At 66.7% G+C, this 14,838-nt stretch carries 17 protein-coding genes; 9 read left to right on the top strand and 8 right to left on the bottom strand.

Annotated features, from left to right (window positions below; translation table 11 throughout):
- Positions 1-136 precede the first annotated feature (136 nt).
- From ACFVW6_RS13990 to ACFVW6_RS13965, 6 genes are all read left to right on the top strand, one after another.
- Positions 137-580, top strand: coding sequence for a hypothetical protein (locus tag ACFVW6_RS13990; protein ID WP_378827806.1), 444 nt, complete (start codon positions 137-139; stop codon positions 578-580).
- Positions 577-876, top strand: a complete 300-nt coding sequence (locus tag ACFVW6_RS13985; protein WP_378827808.1) for a hypothetical protein — start codon at positions 577-579, stop codon at positions 874-876. Before ACFVW6_RS13990 ends, ACFVW6_RS13985 begins: the two co-directional genes overlap by 4 nt.
- Positions 877-922: 46 nt before the next feature.
- Positions 923-1,420 carry a tyrosine-type recombinase/integrase gene (locus tag ACFVW6_RS13980; RefSeq protein WP_378828183.1) on the top strand — a complete coding sequence of 166 codons (498 nt, stop codon included), beginning with the start codon at positions 923-925 and terminating at the stop codon, positions 1,418-1,420.
- A gap of 370 nt (positions 1,421-1,790) precedes the next feature.
- Positions 1,791-3,107: a DUF1254 domain-containing protein gene (locus ACFVW6_RS13975; RefSeq protein WP_378827810.1), complete on the top strand. Its 1,317-nt coding sequence runs from the start codon at positions 1,791-1,793 to the stop codon at positions 3,105-3,107.
- 756 nt (positions 3,108-3,863) lie between these two features.
- Positions 3,864-4,037, top strand: a complete 174-nt coding sequence (locus ACFVW6_RS13970; protein ID WP_378827812.1) for a hypothetical protein — start codon at positions 3,864-3,866, stop codon at positions 4,035-4,037.
- 290 nt (positions 4,038-4,327) lie between these two features.
- Positions 4,328-4,555: a hypothetical protein gene (locus ACFVW6_RS13965; RefSeq protein WP_378827814.1), complete on the top strand. Its 228-nt coding sequence runs from the start codon at positions 4,328-4,330 to the stop codon at positions 4,553-4,555.
- Positions 4,556-4,612: 57 nt separating this feature from the next.
- Here the strand turns inward: ACFVW6_RS13965 and ACFVW6_RS13960 are convergent, their stop codons facing one another.
- Positions 4,613-4,912 carry a hypothetical protein gene (locus ACFVW6_RS13960; RefSeq protein ID WP_378827816.1) on the bottom strand — a complete coding sequence of 100 codons (300 nt, stop codon included), beginning with the start codon at positions 4,910-4,912 and terminating at the stop codon, positions 4,613-4,615.
- A 306-nt stretch (positions 4,913-5,218) separates the two neighbouring features.
- On the opposite strand from ACFVW6_RS13960, the gene ACFVW6_RS13955 reads away from it, so the two are divergent.
- The gene (locus ACFVW6_RS13955; protein ID WP_378827818.1) at positions 5,219-5,503 is read left to right on the top strand and encodes a hypothetical protein; all 285 of its coding nucleotides are present in this window, start codon (positions 5,219-5,221) and stop codon (positions 5,501-5,503) included.
- A gap of 64 nt (positions 5,504-5,567) precedes the next feature.
- Here the strand turns inward: ACFVW6_RS13955 and ACFVW6_RS13950 are convergent, their stop codons facing one another.
- The 3 genes from ACFVW6_RS13950 to ACFVW6_RS13940 are packed head-to-tail and all read right to left on the bottom strand — an operon-like array spanning position 5,568 to position 8,386.
- Complete coding sequence (locus tag ACFVW6_RS13950; RefSeq protein ID WP_378827820.1) at positions 5,568-6,857, bottom strand: alpha/beta fold hydrolase; 1,290 nt, start codon at positions 6,855-6,857, stop codon at positions 5,568-5,570.
- 30 nt (positions 6,858-6,887) lie between these two features.
- Complete coding sequence (locus ACFVW6_RS13945; protein WP_378827823.1) at positions 6,888-7,706, bottom strand: SDR family oxidoreductase; 819 nt, start codon at positions 7,704-7,706, stop codon at positions 6,888-6,890.
- Positions 7,703-8,386: a hypothetical protein gene (locus tag ACFVW6_RS13940; RefSeq protein WP_378827825.1), complete on the bottom strand. Its 684-nt coding sequence runs from the start codon at positions 8,384-8,386 to the stop codon at positions 7,703-7,705. The genes ACFVW6_RS13945 and ACFVW6_RS13940 overlap by 4 nt, the downstream gene beginning before the upstream one ends.
- Before the next feature lie 99 nt (positions 8,387-8,485).
- Here ACFVW6_RS13940 and ACFVW6_RS13935 point away from each other — a divergent pair, with 99 nt between their 5' ends.
- Positions 8,486-9,115, top strand: a complete 630-nt coding sequence (locus ACFVW6_RS13935; protein WP_378827828.1) for a TetR/AcrR family transcriptional regulator — start codon at positions 8,486-8,488, stop codon at positions 9,113-9,115.
- A gap of 669 nt (positions 9,116-9,784) precedes the next feature.
- Here the strand turns inward: ACFVW6_RS13935 and ACFVW6_RS13930 are convergent.
- Both ACFVW6_RS13930 and ACFVW6_RS13925 read right to left on the bottom strand, forming a co-directional pair.
- Positions 9,785-10,006: a hypothetical protein gene (locus ACFVW6_RS13930; protein WP_378827830.1), complete on the bottom strand. Its 222-nt coding sequence runs from the start codon at positions 10,004-10,006 to the stop codon at positions 9,785-9,787.
- Between the two features lie 337 nt (positions 10,007-10,343).
- Entirely contained in the window at positions 10,344-10,796 is a 453-nt protein-coding gene (locus tag ACFVW6_RS13925) for an SRPBCC family protein (RefSeq protein WP_378827832.1), read from the bottom strand.
- A gap of 305 nt (positions 10,797-11,101) precedes the next feature.
- Here ACFVW6_RS13925 and ACFVW6_RS13920 point away from each other — a divergent pair, with 305 nt between their 5' ends.
- Complete coding sequence (locus tag ACFVW6_RS13920; protein ID WP_378827834.1) at positions 11,102-12,988, top strand: serine/threonine-protein kinase; 1,887 nt, start codon at positions 11,102-11,104, stop codon at positions 12,986-12,988.
- On the opposite strand, the gene ACFVW6_RS13915 is transcribed toward ACFVW6_RS13920, so the two are convergent.
- Complete coding sequence (locus ACFVW6_RS13915; RefSeq protein ID WP_378827836.1) at positions 12,985-13,641, bottom strand: TetR/AcrR family transcriptional regulator; 657 nt, start codon at positions 13,639-13,641, stop codon at positions 12,985-12,987. The genes ACFVW6_RS13920 and ACFVW6_RS13915 overlap by 4 nt on opposite strands.
- Before the next feature lie 54 nt (positions 13,642-13,695).
- Positions 13,696-14,745, bottom strand: a complete 1,050-nt coding sequence (locus ACFVW6_RS13910) for an AraC family transcriptional regulator ligand-binding domain-containing protein (RefSeq protein WP_378827839.1) — start codon at positions 14,743-14,745, stop codon at positions 13,696-13,698.
- Between the last annotated feature and the right edge of the window lie 93 nt (positions 14,746-14,838).

Raw genomic sequence — 14,838 nt, 5'->3', positions numbered from 1 at the left:
GATCAGGGCTTCCGCGTGTTCGAGTGCACTCGCACACGGAGGAGACACGACATGCAGGGACCTGACCTGCGTAAACATGGTTCATCAGGTGGCAGCTGTGCCACTTTTCGCACCCTCCCGGCACCCCGTCACGGGCGTGGTGATCGCCGGTGATCGAGCCACTCATCCCGCCCAGACTGCACTCCAGGACCGCATCCACGGCCCGGTTCCGGTGTGCGTCGTACCGGGCACCGCCGACCCGGATCTTGCCTACGGCGTCGCCGTGGTCGGTGATGCCGGCCGTGTCGCCGACCGCGCGGTGCTTGCGGCGCTGAACTGGGCTCCGGGTACCCGGCTGGCGATGTTGTGCACGGAGGGCGGCCTCGTCCTTGTGCACGCAGTCAGCGACGGCCCTGTCCAGGTGACCGGCGCCGGATTCTTCCGCGTTCCGTTCCGCCAGCGCCGCCGCGTCCTGCTACTCGAAGGCGACCGGGTGCTGCAGGTAGCCCACCGCGAACGAAAGCGGCTGTTGGTCTATCCCCCGGCCGCGCTCGACGCCCTGACCCGTGAGAGCCGACGAATCTTGGAGGACTCGCTGTGACGATCTACAGCCCTGCCCGTCCGGCCCCCACCGCAGAGACCTTGGCCGCTGCACAGTTGCTGCTGACCCAGATGGGCATCACCGCAGCGGACCTCATCGGCAGTGCCCCCGCAGCACCGACGTTCGCCGAAGTGATCCCGCGTGTACGGGCACGGTTGTCAGCAGGCACCTCACGCACGTACGGAACTCATCTGGATCTGCTCGAATCCCGTTGGCCGGAAAGATCGTTGGCCGAGCCCACCCGTCACGAACTCGAAGAACTCACGCGCTCGGTCCAGGCGTCAGCCCGCAGGTAGCGCGCTGGCGCTGCGGCCCTCGGATTTGGATACCGGGCAGCGGCTGGTGAAGCTACGCGGGAAAGGCGGCACGGTTCATTGGCAGCCGGTTTCGTCGACATTGCTGGCGATGCTCACAGCCCAGTGCGATCGGGGCGCCGCGCCGGGTGAGCAGTTGTTGCGCTACCGGCACGGCCGCCCGATCACCCGCCGTCGCTACGACCACCTGTGGATGCGTGCGGGCCGTGAGCTGCCGTGGGTGACGACGCAGCAGATCAGCACGCACTGGCTGCGGCACACGGTGTTGACCTGGGTGGAGCGGAACTTCGGCTTCGCAGTCGCTCGGGCGTATGCCGCGCATGCGATCCAGTACACCCCCGGTGGCGCGACGTTGACCTATGTTCGGGCCTCCGTCCACGAGGTCGCGGGTGCGTTGTCCGCGCTCACCGGTGAGGTTCATCCGCTGGCCGAGGGCCAGTCGACCACCCCACCAGTGTTGGCGCCTTTGCCGCTACCAGGCTGGTCCAGTACGCGGCGCCGACGAACACGGCCGGATGTCACCTAGGCCGAGACGGTTAGCCCGGTCCGGATCTGCCGGCGGGCTGTGTGACGCGGGACGTGATGTCGTCACGAACGAGGCGCATACGTTCGATGACGCTGCGGCCGAGGAGTTCTTGTTGGCCGGGGATGCCGAGGCATCGGTTCGGTGCCGGTGATGCTGATGGGGTATTGGTGAAGTTCCGACCTCGGTGGCGGAGGGCCGCCACCCTTCACCAGCGACGGTCCTGCGGCTCCTGCGCGAGTACGACCGCAGTGGCGTGTGGTCGAACCCTCCTGACCCGGTGTCTCACTCCGCCGTGACGTCGAGGTCGCGGTGCGGGGATTCACCCGAAACAGGTGATGGCCTCACCGGGCCGGTCCCGCAGGATCGGGCTATGACCAGGGATCTGAGGGAAATCGCGTTCGACGTCTACCAGTACGCCTACCCGCTGGTGATCCTCGACACCACGATGCGGCAGGCCACCAACGTCCCCGACGCCGAGACGACCTATCTGCGCGCACCGGTGAACCAGTTCGCCCACGCCCGCTCCTATCCGGCGGCGGACTCGCGCGACGTGGTCCGGTTCAACTTCGACACCCTGTACTCGTTCGCCTGGGCGGACCTGCGCGACCAGCCCGTCGTGCTCACCGTGCCCGAGGGCGGCGACCGCTACTACCTGTGCCCGATCCTGGACATGTGGACCAACGACATCGCCGTGCCAGGCACCCGCACCACCGACGGCGCCGCGGGCGCCTACGCGCTCACCGCGCCGGGCTGGACCGGTCAGCTCCCCGACGACGTCGAACAGATCGTCACCACGACTCCGGTCGTGTGGATCATGGGGCGCACCCAGTGCAACGGCCCGGCCGACTTCGCCGCGGTCAACGCCTTCCAAGACGGGTTCACCCTCACCCCGCTCGACGCCTGGGGCACCGACTACACCCCGCCGCGTGACCTGCCGGTCGACCCGACCATCTCCGAGGCGGACCCGCAGTCACAGATCGACGCGCTCTCGGGCACCGAACTGTTCACCCGCTTCGCCGAACTGCTGAAGGTGTTCCCGCTGCGCGCCGACGACTACCCGATCAAGGCCCGGATGAGCGCGCTCGGCCTGATCCCCGGCAAGGACTTCACGCCGAACCCCGAACTGTCCGCGCTGATCGACGAGGCCGCCCGCGCCGCGCACGAGGACATGGTCACCACCGCCAACCACGGCGGGATCGGCGCGTTCGGCAACGGCTGGGCCTGGCTCGAGAACAACATCGGCAACTACGGCGTCAACTACCGGCCCCGCGCCGTCGTCGCCTGGGGCGGCCTCGGCGCCAACATGATCGACGACGCGGTCTACTACAACAACATCGCCGACGCCGACGGCGAACCCACCGACGGCGGCCGCCGCTACGTCCTGCACTTCGACAAGGCCGAGATCCCGCAGACCGACGCGTTCTGGTCGCTGACGATGTACGACGAGAAGGGCTTCCAGGTCCCCAACCCGCTCGACCGCTTCGCCCTCGGCGACCGCGACCCGCTGACCTTCAACCCCGACGGTTCCCTCGATCTCTACATCCAGCACACCAGCCCGGGCCCAGACCGGGAACCGAACTGGCTGCCCGCACCGGCGGGCCGGTTCCTGGTACTGCTGCGCGTCTACTCGCCGGGCCCCGAGATCGTGCGCAGCCGATACCGCGTTCCACCGGTACGGAAAGCCTGAGCCCGGCACGCTGCTAATGGCCCGAGCTGGCGGGTGTGGGCGCACACCCCGTCAGCCGCTGCTCGCCCACGCCCGGCTCCGGTTCGGTACCAGACCAACCGCGGAGTGGCATGTCCGCCGCCTCGACCACACCGAACCTGATCAAGGCGAACCCGAGCGGTTCCACCACAGCGGACCAGCGGAGGGCGCTGGTAGGACTCCATCGAACACGGCCCTGAACACGACTTCGAACATCACTGAAGCCGACTTCGGAAACTGACAAGGTGTACCGACCCACTCGCAGGCGGGGGTGTTCGGAAACAGGCAGGCTCGTTCTTGGTTGTCGAACACGTTTCCCGAACGGGCGGAGGCGCAGTCCAGGCGCCGGTGTCGCTGTCGATGTTCGAAGTCGCGTTCATCGATGTGCGGAGTGGCCGTGCTGAAGACGAGTACGAGACACGCCGATGATCGCTAGTCCCGTTCAACCGCAACAGAATCCGCAGGTCAGCACTGAACAGGACTCCGACAATCGACAGGTTCCGGTCCGGGTCGCCGACTGTCGTAAAACGAACGATCGACACCGACCGCGTGGCCTCCTACAGCGTGATGCGGTCGAGCTCGATGAGTCGGTATCTGACGACGACCCGCCCGGATCTGGGGCACCGGCTGGAGCGGTCACGCGCGGGTGATGTCGTGGTCGGCCCCGTGGGAGCCGAGGACGGCGGGTCGCGCACGATACTCTTTGATGTCTGACATCTATCAACGAGCGAGGTGGCGATGGCTGAGAAGACGTCCGGTGTCCCCGATGCGACCGAAGAGCCGGAGGGCACGCAGAACACCACGAAATCCGCGCCGCACGACTACGAATCGTTCGTCGATAAGGGCTCGCAATTCATCATCGAGCCCGGCGTGTGGTCCAGCGTGCGGCCCGACGAGGAGGACAGCTACTGATCTGTCGCCCATCCGGAAATCCGGGCCCTGAACGCCGGTGACCACCGCCGGTGGGCGGGCCTACACCAACCCTCAGCGCCCTAGGAGTTTCGGGGGAACTCGCGCAGGGGCGTCGGCGGCGGCATGCTCGGCGACGAAGGCAACATACGGTGAGACGGCTGTGCGCTCGACACAGCTCGTAGACCACGGTGCGGCAGCGAATCACCCTGATCAGCAGTGTCGAAAGCCAGGGGCTCGCCATGTGGGTTGTATCGTTGCGCGAAATCGGGTGACAGGCAAAGGAGCAGCCAGTGACTGATGACGAGACCTCGTTGCACCCGGCAGGGGAGACAGCGACCGGTAAGCTCCGAGCCGTCGATCCGGACAACGTCACCCAATTGGTCGCCAGCGACGGTGACAACATCCCCGGAACGATTCCGGTCGTGAACGACGACGGCGAACCCGTCGCCGTCTACACAGCTGGCAAGTTGCCCCGGCTAGGACTCCCTGGGGGCAGTGCCAACTTCATCAGCAAATGAAGTCGTCGACCTCGGCGGCGGCGGGCGTGGCTGCAGGGTTTGTCGGGTTCCCGGCGCTCACGGACAGACTGACTCCTTCGCGGCCTTCACCTCGCCGTGGACGACAGCCCGGCTGACCCCGACCCCACGGGAGATCTCAAGCTGTCCGACGTACCGATCCATCGGGTCTTCGACAGGCATTCTCGTTCCTATGGAGCGGGCCCGCTCGAAGGCCCGCTCGTTCAAGCCGGGAGCGCCGCGATCGATCGTGGCCTTTCGTTCGGCGAACTTGGCCAGCGCCTGCCTGAGGTCGGACAGTTGCGCGGGTTCCGCTGAATCCAGATCGAGGTTCCGCATCTGTCGAATCTCGACCTTCAACGCCTCCGCCTTGGCGGGCTGATTCGAGGTTCGCGGTGTTGACAGCGTCGTGTGTGCTCATCCACCGATGGCGCATCGGCAGTCCGACAACTCCACGGCCGCAGAGGATCTGACCTGCGGCGCTCCCGCAGCTGCGAGCAATCTCCAGCGGTGAGCGAGCAGGGCTGATCCACGAACGAGATGTAACCACCACGGCCGCGCCGCAGAAACACTACGTGACCCGTCCAGCCAGCTACACAAGTTTGGCCGGAACTCACCGGCACCCCCGCACAGATTGGCTGGGCGGCGACCATCCGCGCGGCGAGGATGAGTGAGTTCGACGCCGCCGAGATGACCGCTGCAGCCCGGGCCGCGTTTCGCGGCGTGCTGCTGGAGGTCACCACCGCCAGCGATTGGATCGACACACGATCCCATGCCCATTGGCACCTCGGCGCCATCGCGCGGCTGGCGATGACCTTCGATCGCCGCGAACCTACGATCCGGGACTGGATCGCTGCCGCCCGCCGGCGAGGGTTCCTCGCACCGGTGGCCCCCGGCCGACGGTCTGTGGCGCCCGGCCCGAACCTGCCGACTCCCGACGCAGCGCCGTAGGCATCGGTGTTCGGAACGACGGTCTTCGGCTGCTCGGCGAACGGGAACGAGGGTTTGTCGGTCGTTATGCGCAGGTAGTGGGAGCGGGTTGTCCGGTCAGGCGCTGGTGTATCCAGTCGAGCATCACGGTCGGGAAGGCGGTGATGAGGTTGAGGCTGTGCCCGATGATCAGGCCGGGGGCGATGGTCGGGATGGTGGATTCGTGTAGCGCGAGGGTGGTTCCGCGTGCGCACCAGCGGCGGGCGAGTTCACGGACCGAGTCGGCGGGTAGGTCGTCGTTGTCGCCGGTGATCAGCAGGATCGGGACGGTGGGTGTGTGGTTTCCCAGTGCGAGCCGTTCCATCACTTCGCGCAGAACGGGCTTTTCGGTGAGGACGTCGAGCAGCGGTCGCCCGTCCACGCTCCAGGCATTCGGGTTCTGGAAGCCGTGGCGTAGGACGGTTTCGGCGGCGCACTGGCCGGTGACGGAGTCCATCAGCGCCCGGCCTGCCGGGGACAGCGATTCGGACACCGCTTGCGCTGCTTGCGATGACTGCGCGGCGAGGGTGTGCAGCAGGTATCCGCTCACGCCGCTGAGGGCGCCGATGGTGGCGGCGTTGAACAGGGTCGCCATGTCGACCGGTACCGATCCCGCGACGACGCCGCGCAGGTCGAGTTCGGGTGCGTAGGACGGCTGTTGTTCGGCCAGACCGGCCGCGGCGTTACCGCCTTGGGAGTAGCCGGTCACCACGACCGGCCCTGTGGCCGGGATCGCGGGGTCGCCGAGGTGCTGGGCCGCGCGGATCGCGTCGAGCGCGGTGCGGGACTCGGCGATCGGGTCGAGCGCTGAGGGCCCGCCGGCGACGCCCAGACCTGGGTAATCGGGGACGACGACGGAAAACCCTTGCGCGAGTAACAGATACAGGAAGGGCAGCTCGTATTCGGCCATCACGTCCAGCGGTGGGGTGTATTGGATCCCTCCGGGGATCTGGATCGAGGGCGCGCACTGGCGGCCCATGCCGTGCACGCCGTTGAGATAGGCGATCAGCGGCTGGGGTCCCGGCCCGCGCCAGGGCGTGGCGGGGGTCAGCACGAGACCGGTGGACACCGCCGCGGCGTCGTGGGTGTCGCGAGTGTGGAACATGATCCTGGTGGCCTTGCCGGGCAACGCGCCGGCGGGGGTGGGCACGGCCAGGGTCAGGGGCACCGCTTCGCTGCTGACGAGCGAACCGGCGGGTCCGGCCGGCCCGGCGGGCAGATCGTAGAACGCGGGCAGGTTCGCGCCGGGTTGCGCGGCGGCGGGAGCGGTGAGCAGGCCGGGGCAGACGAGCAGGGCGATGCTCAGCGCGCCGATGAGGGTGTGTCGCAGCGTCATTGCTGATTTCCTTGGCAGGTCGGAGAGCGGTCAGGCGTCGCGGCGAACGCGGGCGTCGTAGTCGGCACGGGCGCCGGTGTCGAGGCTGTGCAGCACCCGGTCGCGGGTGAGATGACCGCGCACGGCCGCCAGAACCCGGTCGGGCAGGACCGCGGCGGCCAATTCGTAGGCGCGCATCCAACCCGGCACCGCGACCAGGGTGCGCCGGCGGTGACAGGACGCGACCACGGCTTCGGCGATGCGTTCGGGCTCCACGGTCGGCAGCACCCCACCGAGTTGCACACCGGCGACCAGATCGGTGCGCACGGCCGAGGGCAGGACCGCGGTCACGGTCACACCGGTGCCCGCGAGTTCGTCACGCACCGATTCGGTGAACCCGATGACCGCGTGCTTGGAAGCGCAATACGAGGCCAGACCCGCGGCGGGAACCTCACCGAGGTAGGAGGCGAGGTTGACGATGTGGCCGTGGCGGCGGGCGAGCATGCCGGGCAGGGCGAGTTTGGTGCCGGTCAACACGCCCTTGAGGTTGATGTCGATGATGGCGTCGGTCACCGCGTCGTCCTCGTCGGCGAAACGGCCCATCGGCATGATCCCGGCGTTGTTCACCAGCACGTCGAGCGGTCCGTCGACTGCGCCCAGGAACGCGGCGAACGACTCGCGGTAGCGAACATCGAGTTCGTGGCCGGTAGCGCCGATCTGGTCGGCGGCGGCTTTCGCGGCGACCGGATCGATGTCACCGATGTGGACCCGAGCCCCCGCGACGACGAAGGCCTTCGCCGTGGCCAGCCCGATCCCGCGCGCGCCGCCGGTGATCGCGACAGTGGCGCCGGGTAGCGGTAGCGCGGTCACCGGGCGCCGCCGGTGGTGTCGAGGGTCTCGTACCAGTGGGCGATCACCGGGTAGCCGCCCTTGCCGTTGTGCCATGTCTTACGGGCCAGATGCACGCCCGGAATGATCTGCACGACCTCGTCGCGGATGCTGCGACCCAGCTTCGGGTTCGCCGCGACCGTGGAGAAGTCCAGGATCAGGGCGTTCGTGCCGGGCGAGGAGTAGGCCTTCTCGACGTAGGTGACCATCTCGAGGCCCTCGTAGAGACCCCCGACCCGGCGCAGTACTCCTGGGAACAGGAACCGCGCGACGGTGCCGAACAGCGGAGTCCACTCGTTGGTGCTGTTGCCCTCGGCGTTGTACTTCTTGCCCAGCCAGAACCGCGAGGAATCCACCCGCGTGCAGACGGCCTTGATCACGGTGAAGAGCGCGCGCCCGGTCGGGTCGATGCCCTGCCAGTCGGCCCAGCCGATCACGTGACCGCGCGACGGGCCGACCGGGTGCGGCGGCGTGCCGAGCGCGAAGAGTTCCGCGATCTCATCCTTGATCTCGGGCTGGGCGTAGTCCCTGGTCAGGCGGGCGAACCAGCCCAGGACCGCGTCACGGGCAGCTTGGGGATCGGTGTCGGCCTGCGCGCGCAGCACGGTCAGACGGCGGGCGACCGTGGAGGTGGAGTCGGTGGTTGCTGTGTCGTGGGTCATGCCGCAATCAAACCTAAAAATGACTGGCGAGTCAATAATTGATCAACGAATCATTCTGCGTTCGGCAGGTCAGTTGATGACTCGCGTAGCATCGTCGGCATGGCCGAGACCCTGTCGCGGATGCAGCGCCGCAAGCTCGAGACCCGCCGCGACATCCTCGACGCGGCGTATGAGTGCTTTGCCGAACGCGGCTACCACGGCACCTCCATCGCGCACATCGTCAAGAAGGTCGGGATCGCGCAGGGCACCTTCTACCTGTACTTCCAGACCAAACGCGACATCATCGACAAGGTCCTCGACGACCTCGTCGACCGCTTGACAGTGGCCCTGGCCGCGATCCCGCCGGAAGGCTCGGCGACGCTGGCCGACTACCGCGCACAGGCCGAACAGCTCACCGACACGCTCACCCGCGTGCTGACCGAAGACCCCCGTGCGACCCGGCTACTGCTCTTGCAGGCCGCCGCGGTCGACGACGAGATGGCCGACCGGATCCTGTCGCTGCACGAACTGGCCGCGGCCTGGCAGGCCGGCTACCTGCAACACGGCGTCGACGCCGGTTACTTCCGAGCGGACCTGGATGTCGAATCGGCGGCTCGCGCCGTCAACGGCATGATCTTCGCCGCCGCGATGTATCAACTGCGTGATCCGGGTGCTGCCGACATCGACCGCCTGACCCGCACGATTCGCGACATCATCTACCGAGCACTGGCCGCCGGCGACGGCGCGTAACTCCCCGTCGGTCGAGGTGGGATGTTCTCAGGCGCGGCTCCGCTACTTCGCCTTCGACCGACCCGAGAACATCGTGGCGTTCGACCCGCACCTGCTCACCCAGCCGCTCCCGCGCGCCGATCCACGCACCCTCCTACTCACTCACGTCGACCTGGACGCAGCGGGACCCGACGAGGTAGCCCGCGCACATATGTCGATGTACGGGCACGGTTGTCGGCGAGCACCGATCGCACCTACGGAGCCCACCTGGATCTACTCGAATCCCATTGGCCGGACCGGTCATTAACCGAGCCCGGCCGTCACGAACTCGAAGAACTCACTCGCTCGGTCCAGGCATCTGCCCGCACCAACCGAGCCGCCCGAGGCGGGACCAGTGCGGTCGAACACTTCGTCGCCCGCGGTGCTCGACGCGGTCGCCGTGCCGAGGCTGCTCGGCGGCCCGCCGCGACGTAACCCGGATCGGGTCCTGGCCGACAAGGCGTATTCCTCGGCGGCGAGTCGAGAGCTGTTGCGAGGCAGACGAATCGAAGCGGCGATCCCGCAACGATCCGATCAGGTCGCCAACAGGAAGCGTCGTGGACGTGCTGGTGGACGCCCGCCGGGGTTCGATTCCGATGCCTACAAAGGTCGCAATGTGGTCGAGCGGGCACAACCCGGGACATGGCCCCGTCATGGAAGGAGAAAGAGCCGCTCACACGGCAGGCGTGGCCACAGCCGCAGATCGTCGGCCGGCGCGCTGGTCACTTCGATAGCGCACCAATGCTTTCGACTCCGGTCGAGGAGGAGATTGCGTGCTGCGACCGCAGCCGCCGTGTAGTCGAAAGCCATGTCAGCCAGCCAAATTCGCACATGAACATCGCCGTCGGGCGCTGGGCAGGACGCGGCGGTCATAGCCGTCCGCCTTCCCGTGCGGCCACGCTCCAGACAGAGCAGAGGCGCTCCCGGTCGGTGAACAACGAGTGCGGGTTGGCACGGAGGGCAGGGGTGCCCGCTTCGAAGGTGTATCCAGCCACAACAACTACCGATTTCGTTTCAGTGGAGTGGAAGCTCAGTCGAGCGTGCGACAGCCTGGCGGCCATGCACCGTTCGATCGGCCCGTGGAGACAGCCGGGTGATCTACCGCAGCTCTCCATTGACTGACCTATCGTCCCAATTGTAGGACAATGCGACAGTCCGAACAACCGGTAGTTCCAGCCGACCAGGTCAATAGCGCCAGCGAAGCCGGGAGTCAGGCCGATGCCCGCTGCGCGGCCACCCGGTCCCGCAGCGTACAGATCGACTCGGCAACCATCCGCGCGATCAACGGGCGGGCGATCCGCTCGGCGACCGAGCCGAGCCGCCCACCCCGGAACCGGTAACCGAACCGGCATTCGAGCAATGTCCGGTCCTTGCTCGCCGGGACGAGCGTCCATGCGATATCCGCCCTGCCGTCGGGCACACATGTCAGCCGCAGGAACTCCGACGGACGCAATCCGGTGATTTCCCAGGTACCGAACCAGACCCGGGCGCCGAGGCGCAGCCGCCCGGAGTACCGCGCACCGACCTCGACCCCTCGATCGGCAGAACCGTGCAAGCTCATCAACCCTGCCCACCAGTGCGGAACTTCCTCATGCGCGCACAGCGCAGCAAACACCACCTCGGCTCCGACGTTGAATTCGGTCAGATAGCGCAGCTCTTGCATGGATACCCTCCGTCGACACTGATTCCTGCCGCAGCCGCCCGGCCCGACTCGGCGCGACCGCACACCCATGGACACTAGCAACAGGTATTGATACAACTGTAGCGAAGGCATGGCGAACAGCGCCGATCTCGTTTCACAGGAGCAACTGAGATAGCCCTCGACCACACCTGTCGGTCGTCCAGCTCGTCTACGGACTTCACCCACAGGTGGGGCAGGACGATCGCCCGCCACCGACGGCCGATACCCGCTGTCGCGCGCGCGATAGCATTGGTGATGCCTCGGAGTTCACCTCGAAGTGAGGCGTGATGACCGGACCGATAGAGGACGCTACAGCTGCTGCCGATCCGCGATCGGGGCTGCCGGTCGGCGGTGAGCTCGAGCCCGGGGACCGGATCGACGACTTCGACTTGCTGCTCGAGCTGGGCGCCGGCGCGTTCGCCAGGGTATTCCTGGCGCGGCAACGCTCGATGCAGCGCCTGGTAGCGGTGAAGATCTCGGCCGACCACGGCACCGAGCCCCAGACACTCGCGCGATTGGAACACGAGTACATCGTTCGGGTCTACGACCAGCGTTCACTACCCGGCCACGCACTGAAACTGCTGTACATGCAGTACGTGCCGGGCGGAACGCTGGCAGCAGTGCTGAAGCGCGCTCGCGAGACGGCCCCGGAGCGACGTAGCGGACAAACACTCTTGGACGCCGTCGACGAGGCGTTGGCAGCCAAAGGTGAGATCCGCACGTCGGGCGTCCGGGTTCGCGACGAGATCGCCGCCCTGTCGTGGCCGGAGACGGTGGCCTGGCTGGGGCGTCGGCTCGCCGAGGCAGTGGACTACGCCGAGACTCGGGGCGTGCTGCATCGCGATATCAAGCCCGCCAATGTGCTGCTCTCCGCCGACGGCGTGCCGATGCTCGCCGATTTCAACATCAGCTTCAGCGACCACCTCGCGGGCAGCAATCCGGTGGCGTACTTCGGCGGATCCCTCGCCTACATGTCTCCAGAGCACCTCGAGGCGAGCCATCCGACGCTGCCGGGAACGGTCGACGACCTCGATACCCGCAGCGACATCTACGCCCTCGGCATCGTGTTGTGGGAACTGCTGACCGGCCGACGACCCTTTCCCAGGATCGAGGCGAAGGATTCTCGGGCAGCCGTCGAGCAGCTACTCGAGCTGCGTCGCCGTCCGATCGCACAGGAATTCCTGGACGATCTCCCCGCTGACTGCCCGGCCTCGCTGCGCCGGGTGCTGCTGACCTGCATGGCGCCGGAACGTGAGGATCGGTGGGCCCACGGAGCGGAGCTGGCCCGACAATTCGAACTGTGCCTCGACCCCCGTGCACGGGACCTGGTCGATACACCGCAGCGAAGCCACCGGCCGACTGGGCCGCTGTGGCCGATACCGGTCCTGGTGATCGCGATCGGACTGCCGAATGTCGCGGCAGCGGCGTACAACTACTACTACAACAAGACGCTGATCGTCAGCAAGCTCACGCCGGAAGCACAGCGCTCGTTCGACTATGTCGCCGCCATACTGTATCCACTCGCCATCGCGATTGCCGCCGTGCTGATCCTCTACGCTTCGCGCCGCCTCATTCTGGTACTCACCGGCTTGCGCATCGGCAGGAAGTTCCCCGAGGAAACTCTCACTCGCGCCCGCATCGACGCGCTCGGGCTCGGCAATCGGGTGGCCTGGATAGCTTTCGCCTTCTGGGCGCTCGGCGGGATCACGTTCCCCGTGCTGCTGAATCTCATCGCCGGGGGTGTTCCGAGCGGCACCTATGCCCATTTCATATTGTCGGTGTTCGTCTGCGGCGCGATCGCGGTGGCGTACCCCAACTTCGCCATAACCTGGTATACGGTTCGGTGTCTTTACCCCGTCCTCCTGGTGCACGGACGTTCCGACGCCGCCGACGTCGAACACCTGCGACGACTCTCCTCGCGCACCGGTTTCTACCTCACCGTCGCGGCCGCGATACCACTGGTCGGCGTCACCGGTATCACCTTGCTGCCCGGGACCGAGATCGATTCCATCGTCTGGGCGGTCCGCATCCTGTGTATCGGCGGCATCATCTGCTTCGTACTCGCCTATTTGTTGTTCGGCGTCATCAAAGAGGACCTCCAGGCGCTCGAACGCGTAGCCACAGCATCCGCAGGCGTCGCCTCGATCACGCCGGCGGACGCCGCCGGCCCTTAGCTCGGCGGGAGAATGGGCCCGAGCGCGAATTCGAGCATCACCTTCACATCCCAATTACTGGGGATGACCACCAGTCCGAGGATGGTGCGCACCAGCAACTCGGAGGTCATGTGTGGATCGGCGGCGCGCATCTGCTGCGTCGCCATGGCCGCGGTGACGATCGGCACCCCGATGTCGGTGAGCCGGGCCAGCAATTGCTCGCCGAGACCGGTTGTCAGGATTCCCCCGATGATCTCGGGCTCGTGTTCGAGCATGCGCCGAACCAGCGGGTGCTCGCGGATGACGTCGATGACCCGCGCGATGGTGTCGATGAGAAGCTGCTGCCAATCCTCCCCGCTGAGTAGTGCCTGGCCGGTTTCGTCGAGGAACTCGTAGAGCACTCGCGCACCGCACAGCGCTAGTGCCTGATCAACGGAATCCACCTGCCGATACAGGGTCGTGCGCGCCACCCCGGCTTCGCGCGCGAGATCCGACATCGACGTGCGCGCGAAGCCGTACCGCGCGACCGCGCGTTCCGTCGCATCGATGAGCGCGTTGGCCGAATCAGGCGGGCGCGGAATCGAATCCATCGCCAACAAGGTCTCCAGCATCCGAGACGCGCGATCGATGCCGGAGGCGCCGACCTTGTCCGAGGGTGTAGCTCGTCCGGCCATGTCGCAACTCTATCGACGTCGAAAAACGCACGCAATGTAGCACTGTCCGGACAATCAGGACACCGACTGACACTGTTGTACCGCAGAGGTGACGCGATAGTGGCCTGGGCGGCTTCCGGTCCACCGTTTGAATGCCCGGGAGAAGGCCGCGCTGTCGTGATAGCCGAGCCGCACGGCGACCTCGTCGACGGTCAGCCGCCCCTCGACCAGCAGTTCGACAGCCAATGTCGTGCGCACTTCGTCGACGAGTTCGCGGTAAGAGGTGCCTTCCGCCGACAACCGCCGCCGCAGCGTCCGTTCATCGATCCGGAGCTGGTGGGCAATCGCCTCCATACCGGGAGGCGTGGGCAGTTGCGCGAAGATTCGCTCCCTGACCTGCGCGGCGACACCTCGCCGACGACGACGCTTCTGCAGCAACTCGGCACACTGTGCCTCCATCGCCTGCACTACGACCGGATCACCTTGCGGCATAGCGGAATCGAGCAGCTCGCGACTGAACACCAGCGCGTGGTCGGCATACCCCGCCAGGACGGAACGTCGAGGAGCCAGGCGATGCAACGCGTCGGCACGTGTGTCGTCGAACGAGGTCTCCACATGAAACCCCGGCCGGGCGCCGACGATGAACGGTTCGAGCGTCAGAATCTTCGCGAGTTCACGTTCGACGAAGAACGATCGCACGTCGTCAGGAATGTCGTCCGCGTCGTAGACGACCCGACCACCGGTGTCGTCTTCGAGGTACCTCGGGCGGATGAACGCGAAGGACAGTCCCGCATAGCGCGTTCCCAGCTTGGCCAGGTCCCGCACGGTGGGACTGGTCAGCATGGTGAACCCCCAGATCCCGAAACTACCCAGGGTGTAGCGGCTACCCGCCTGCGCGCCGAGTCCTGGTCGGTCCCCGGTGACGCGCAGGAGATTCCGGGCGATAGCCAGCTCCTGTCTGCCCTCGATCTCGGTCGCCGGATCGTCGAGGTCGGTACGACGCAGCCCGGACCCGGCGAGCAGCGCGGCCGGCGAGATACCGCGCTCCTCCCCCAGGTCGAGGAGGATGCGAGCGGCGATCCCGCTCCGTGTCTGGTCCCACCAAGGGCGCGGTTGAGTATCCATGTGTCCGGAAATGACATTACCCTGTCCGCGCCGGTCATGTCCGCACGTGCCCGACTGTCACTACGGTCGCCGGACCGCATGTGAACAGGAGGA

Origin of the sequence: Nocardia sp. NPDC058244 (assembly GCF_042882065.1) — a bacterium.
In the GTDB taxonomy this organism is placed as follows: Bacteria; Actinomycetota; Actinomycetes; order Mycobacteriales; family Mycobacteriaceae; genus Nocardia.
Note: the sequence above shows the minus strand (reverse complement) of the source record. Positions and strands in the feature narration are given on the sequence as shown.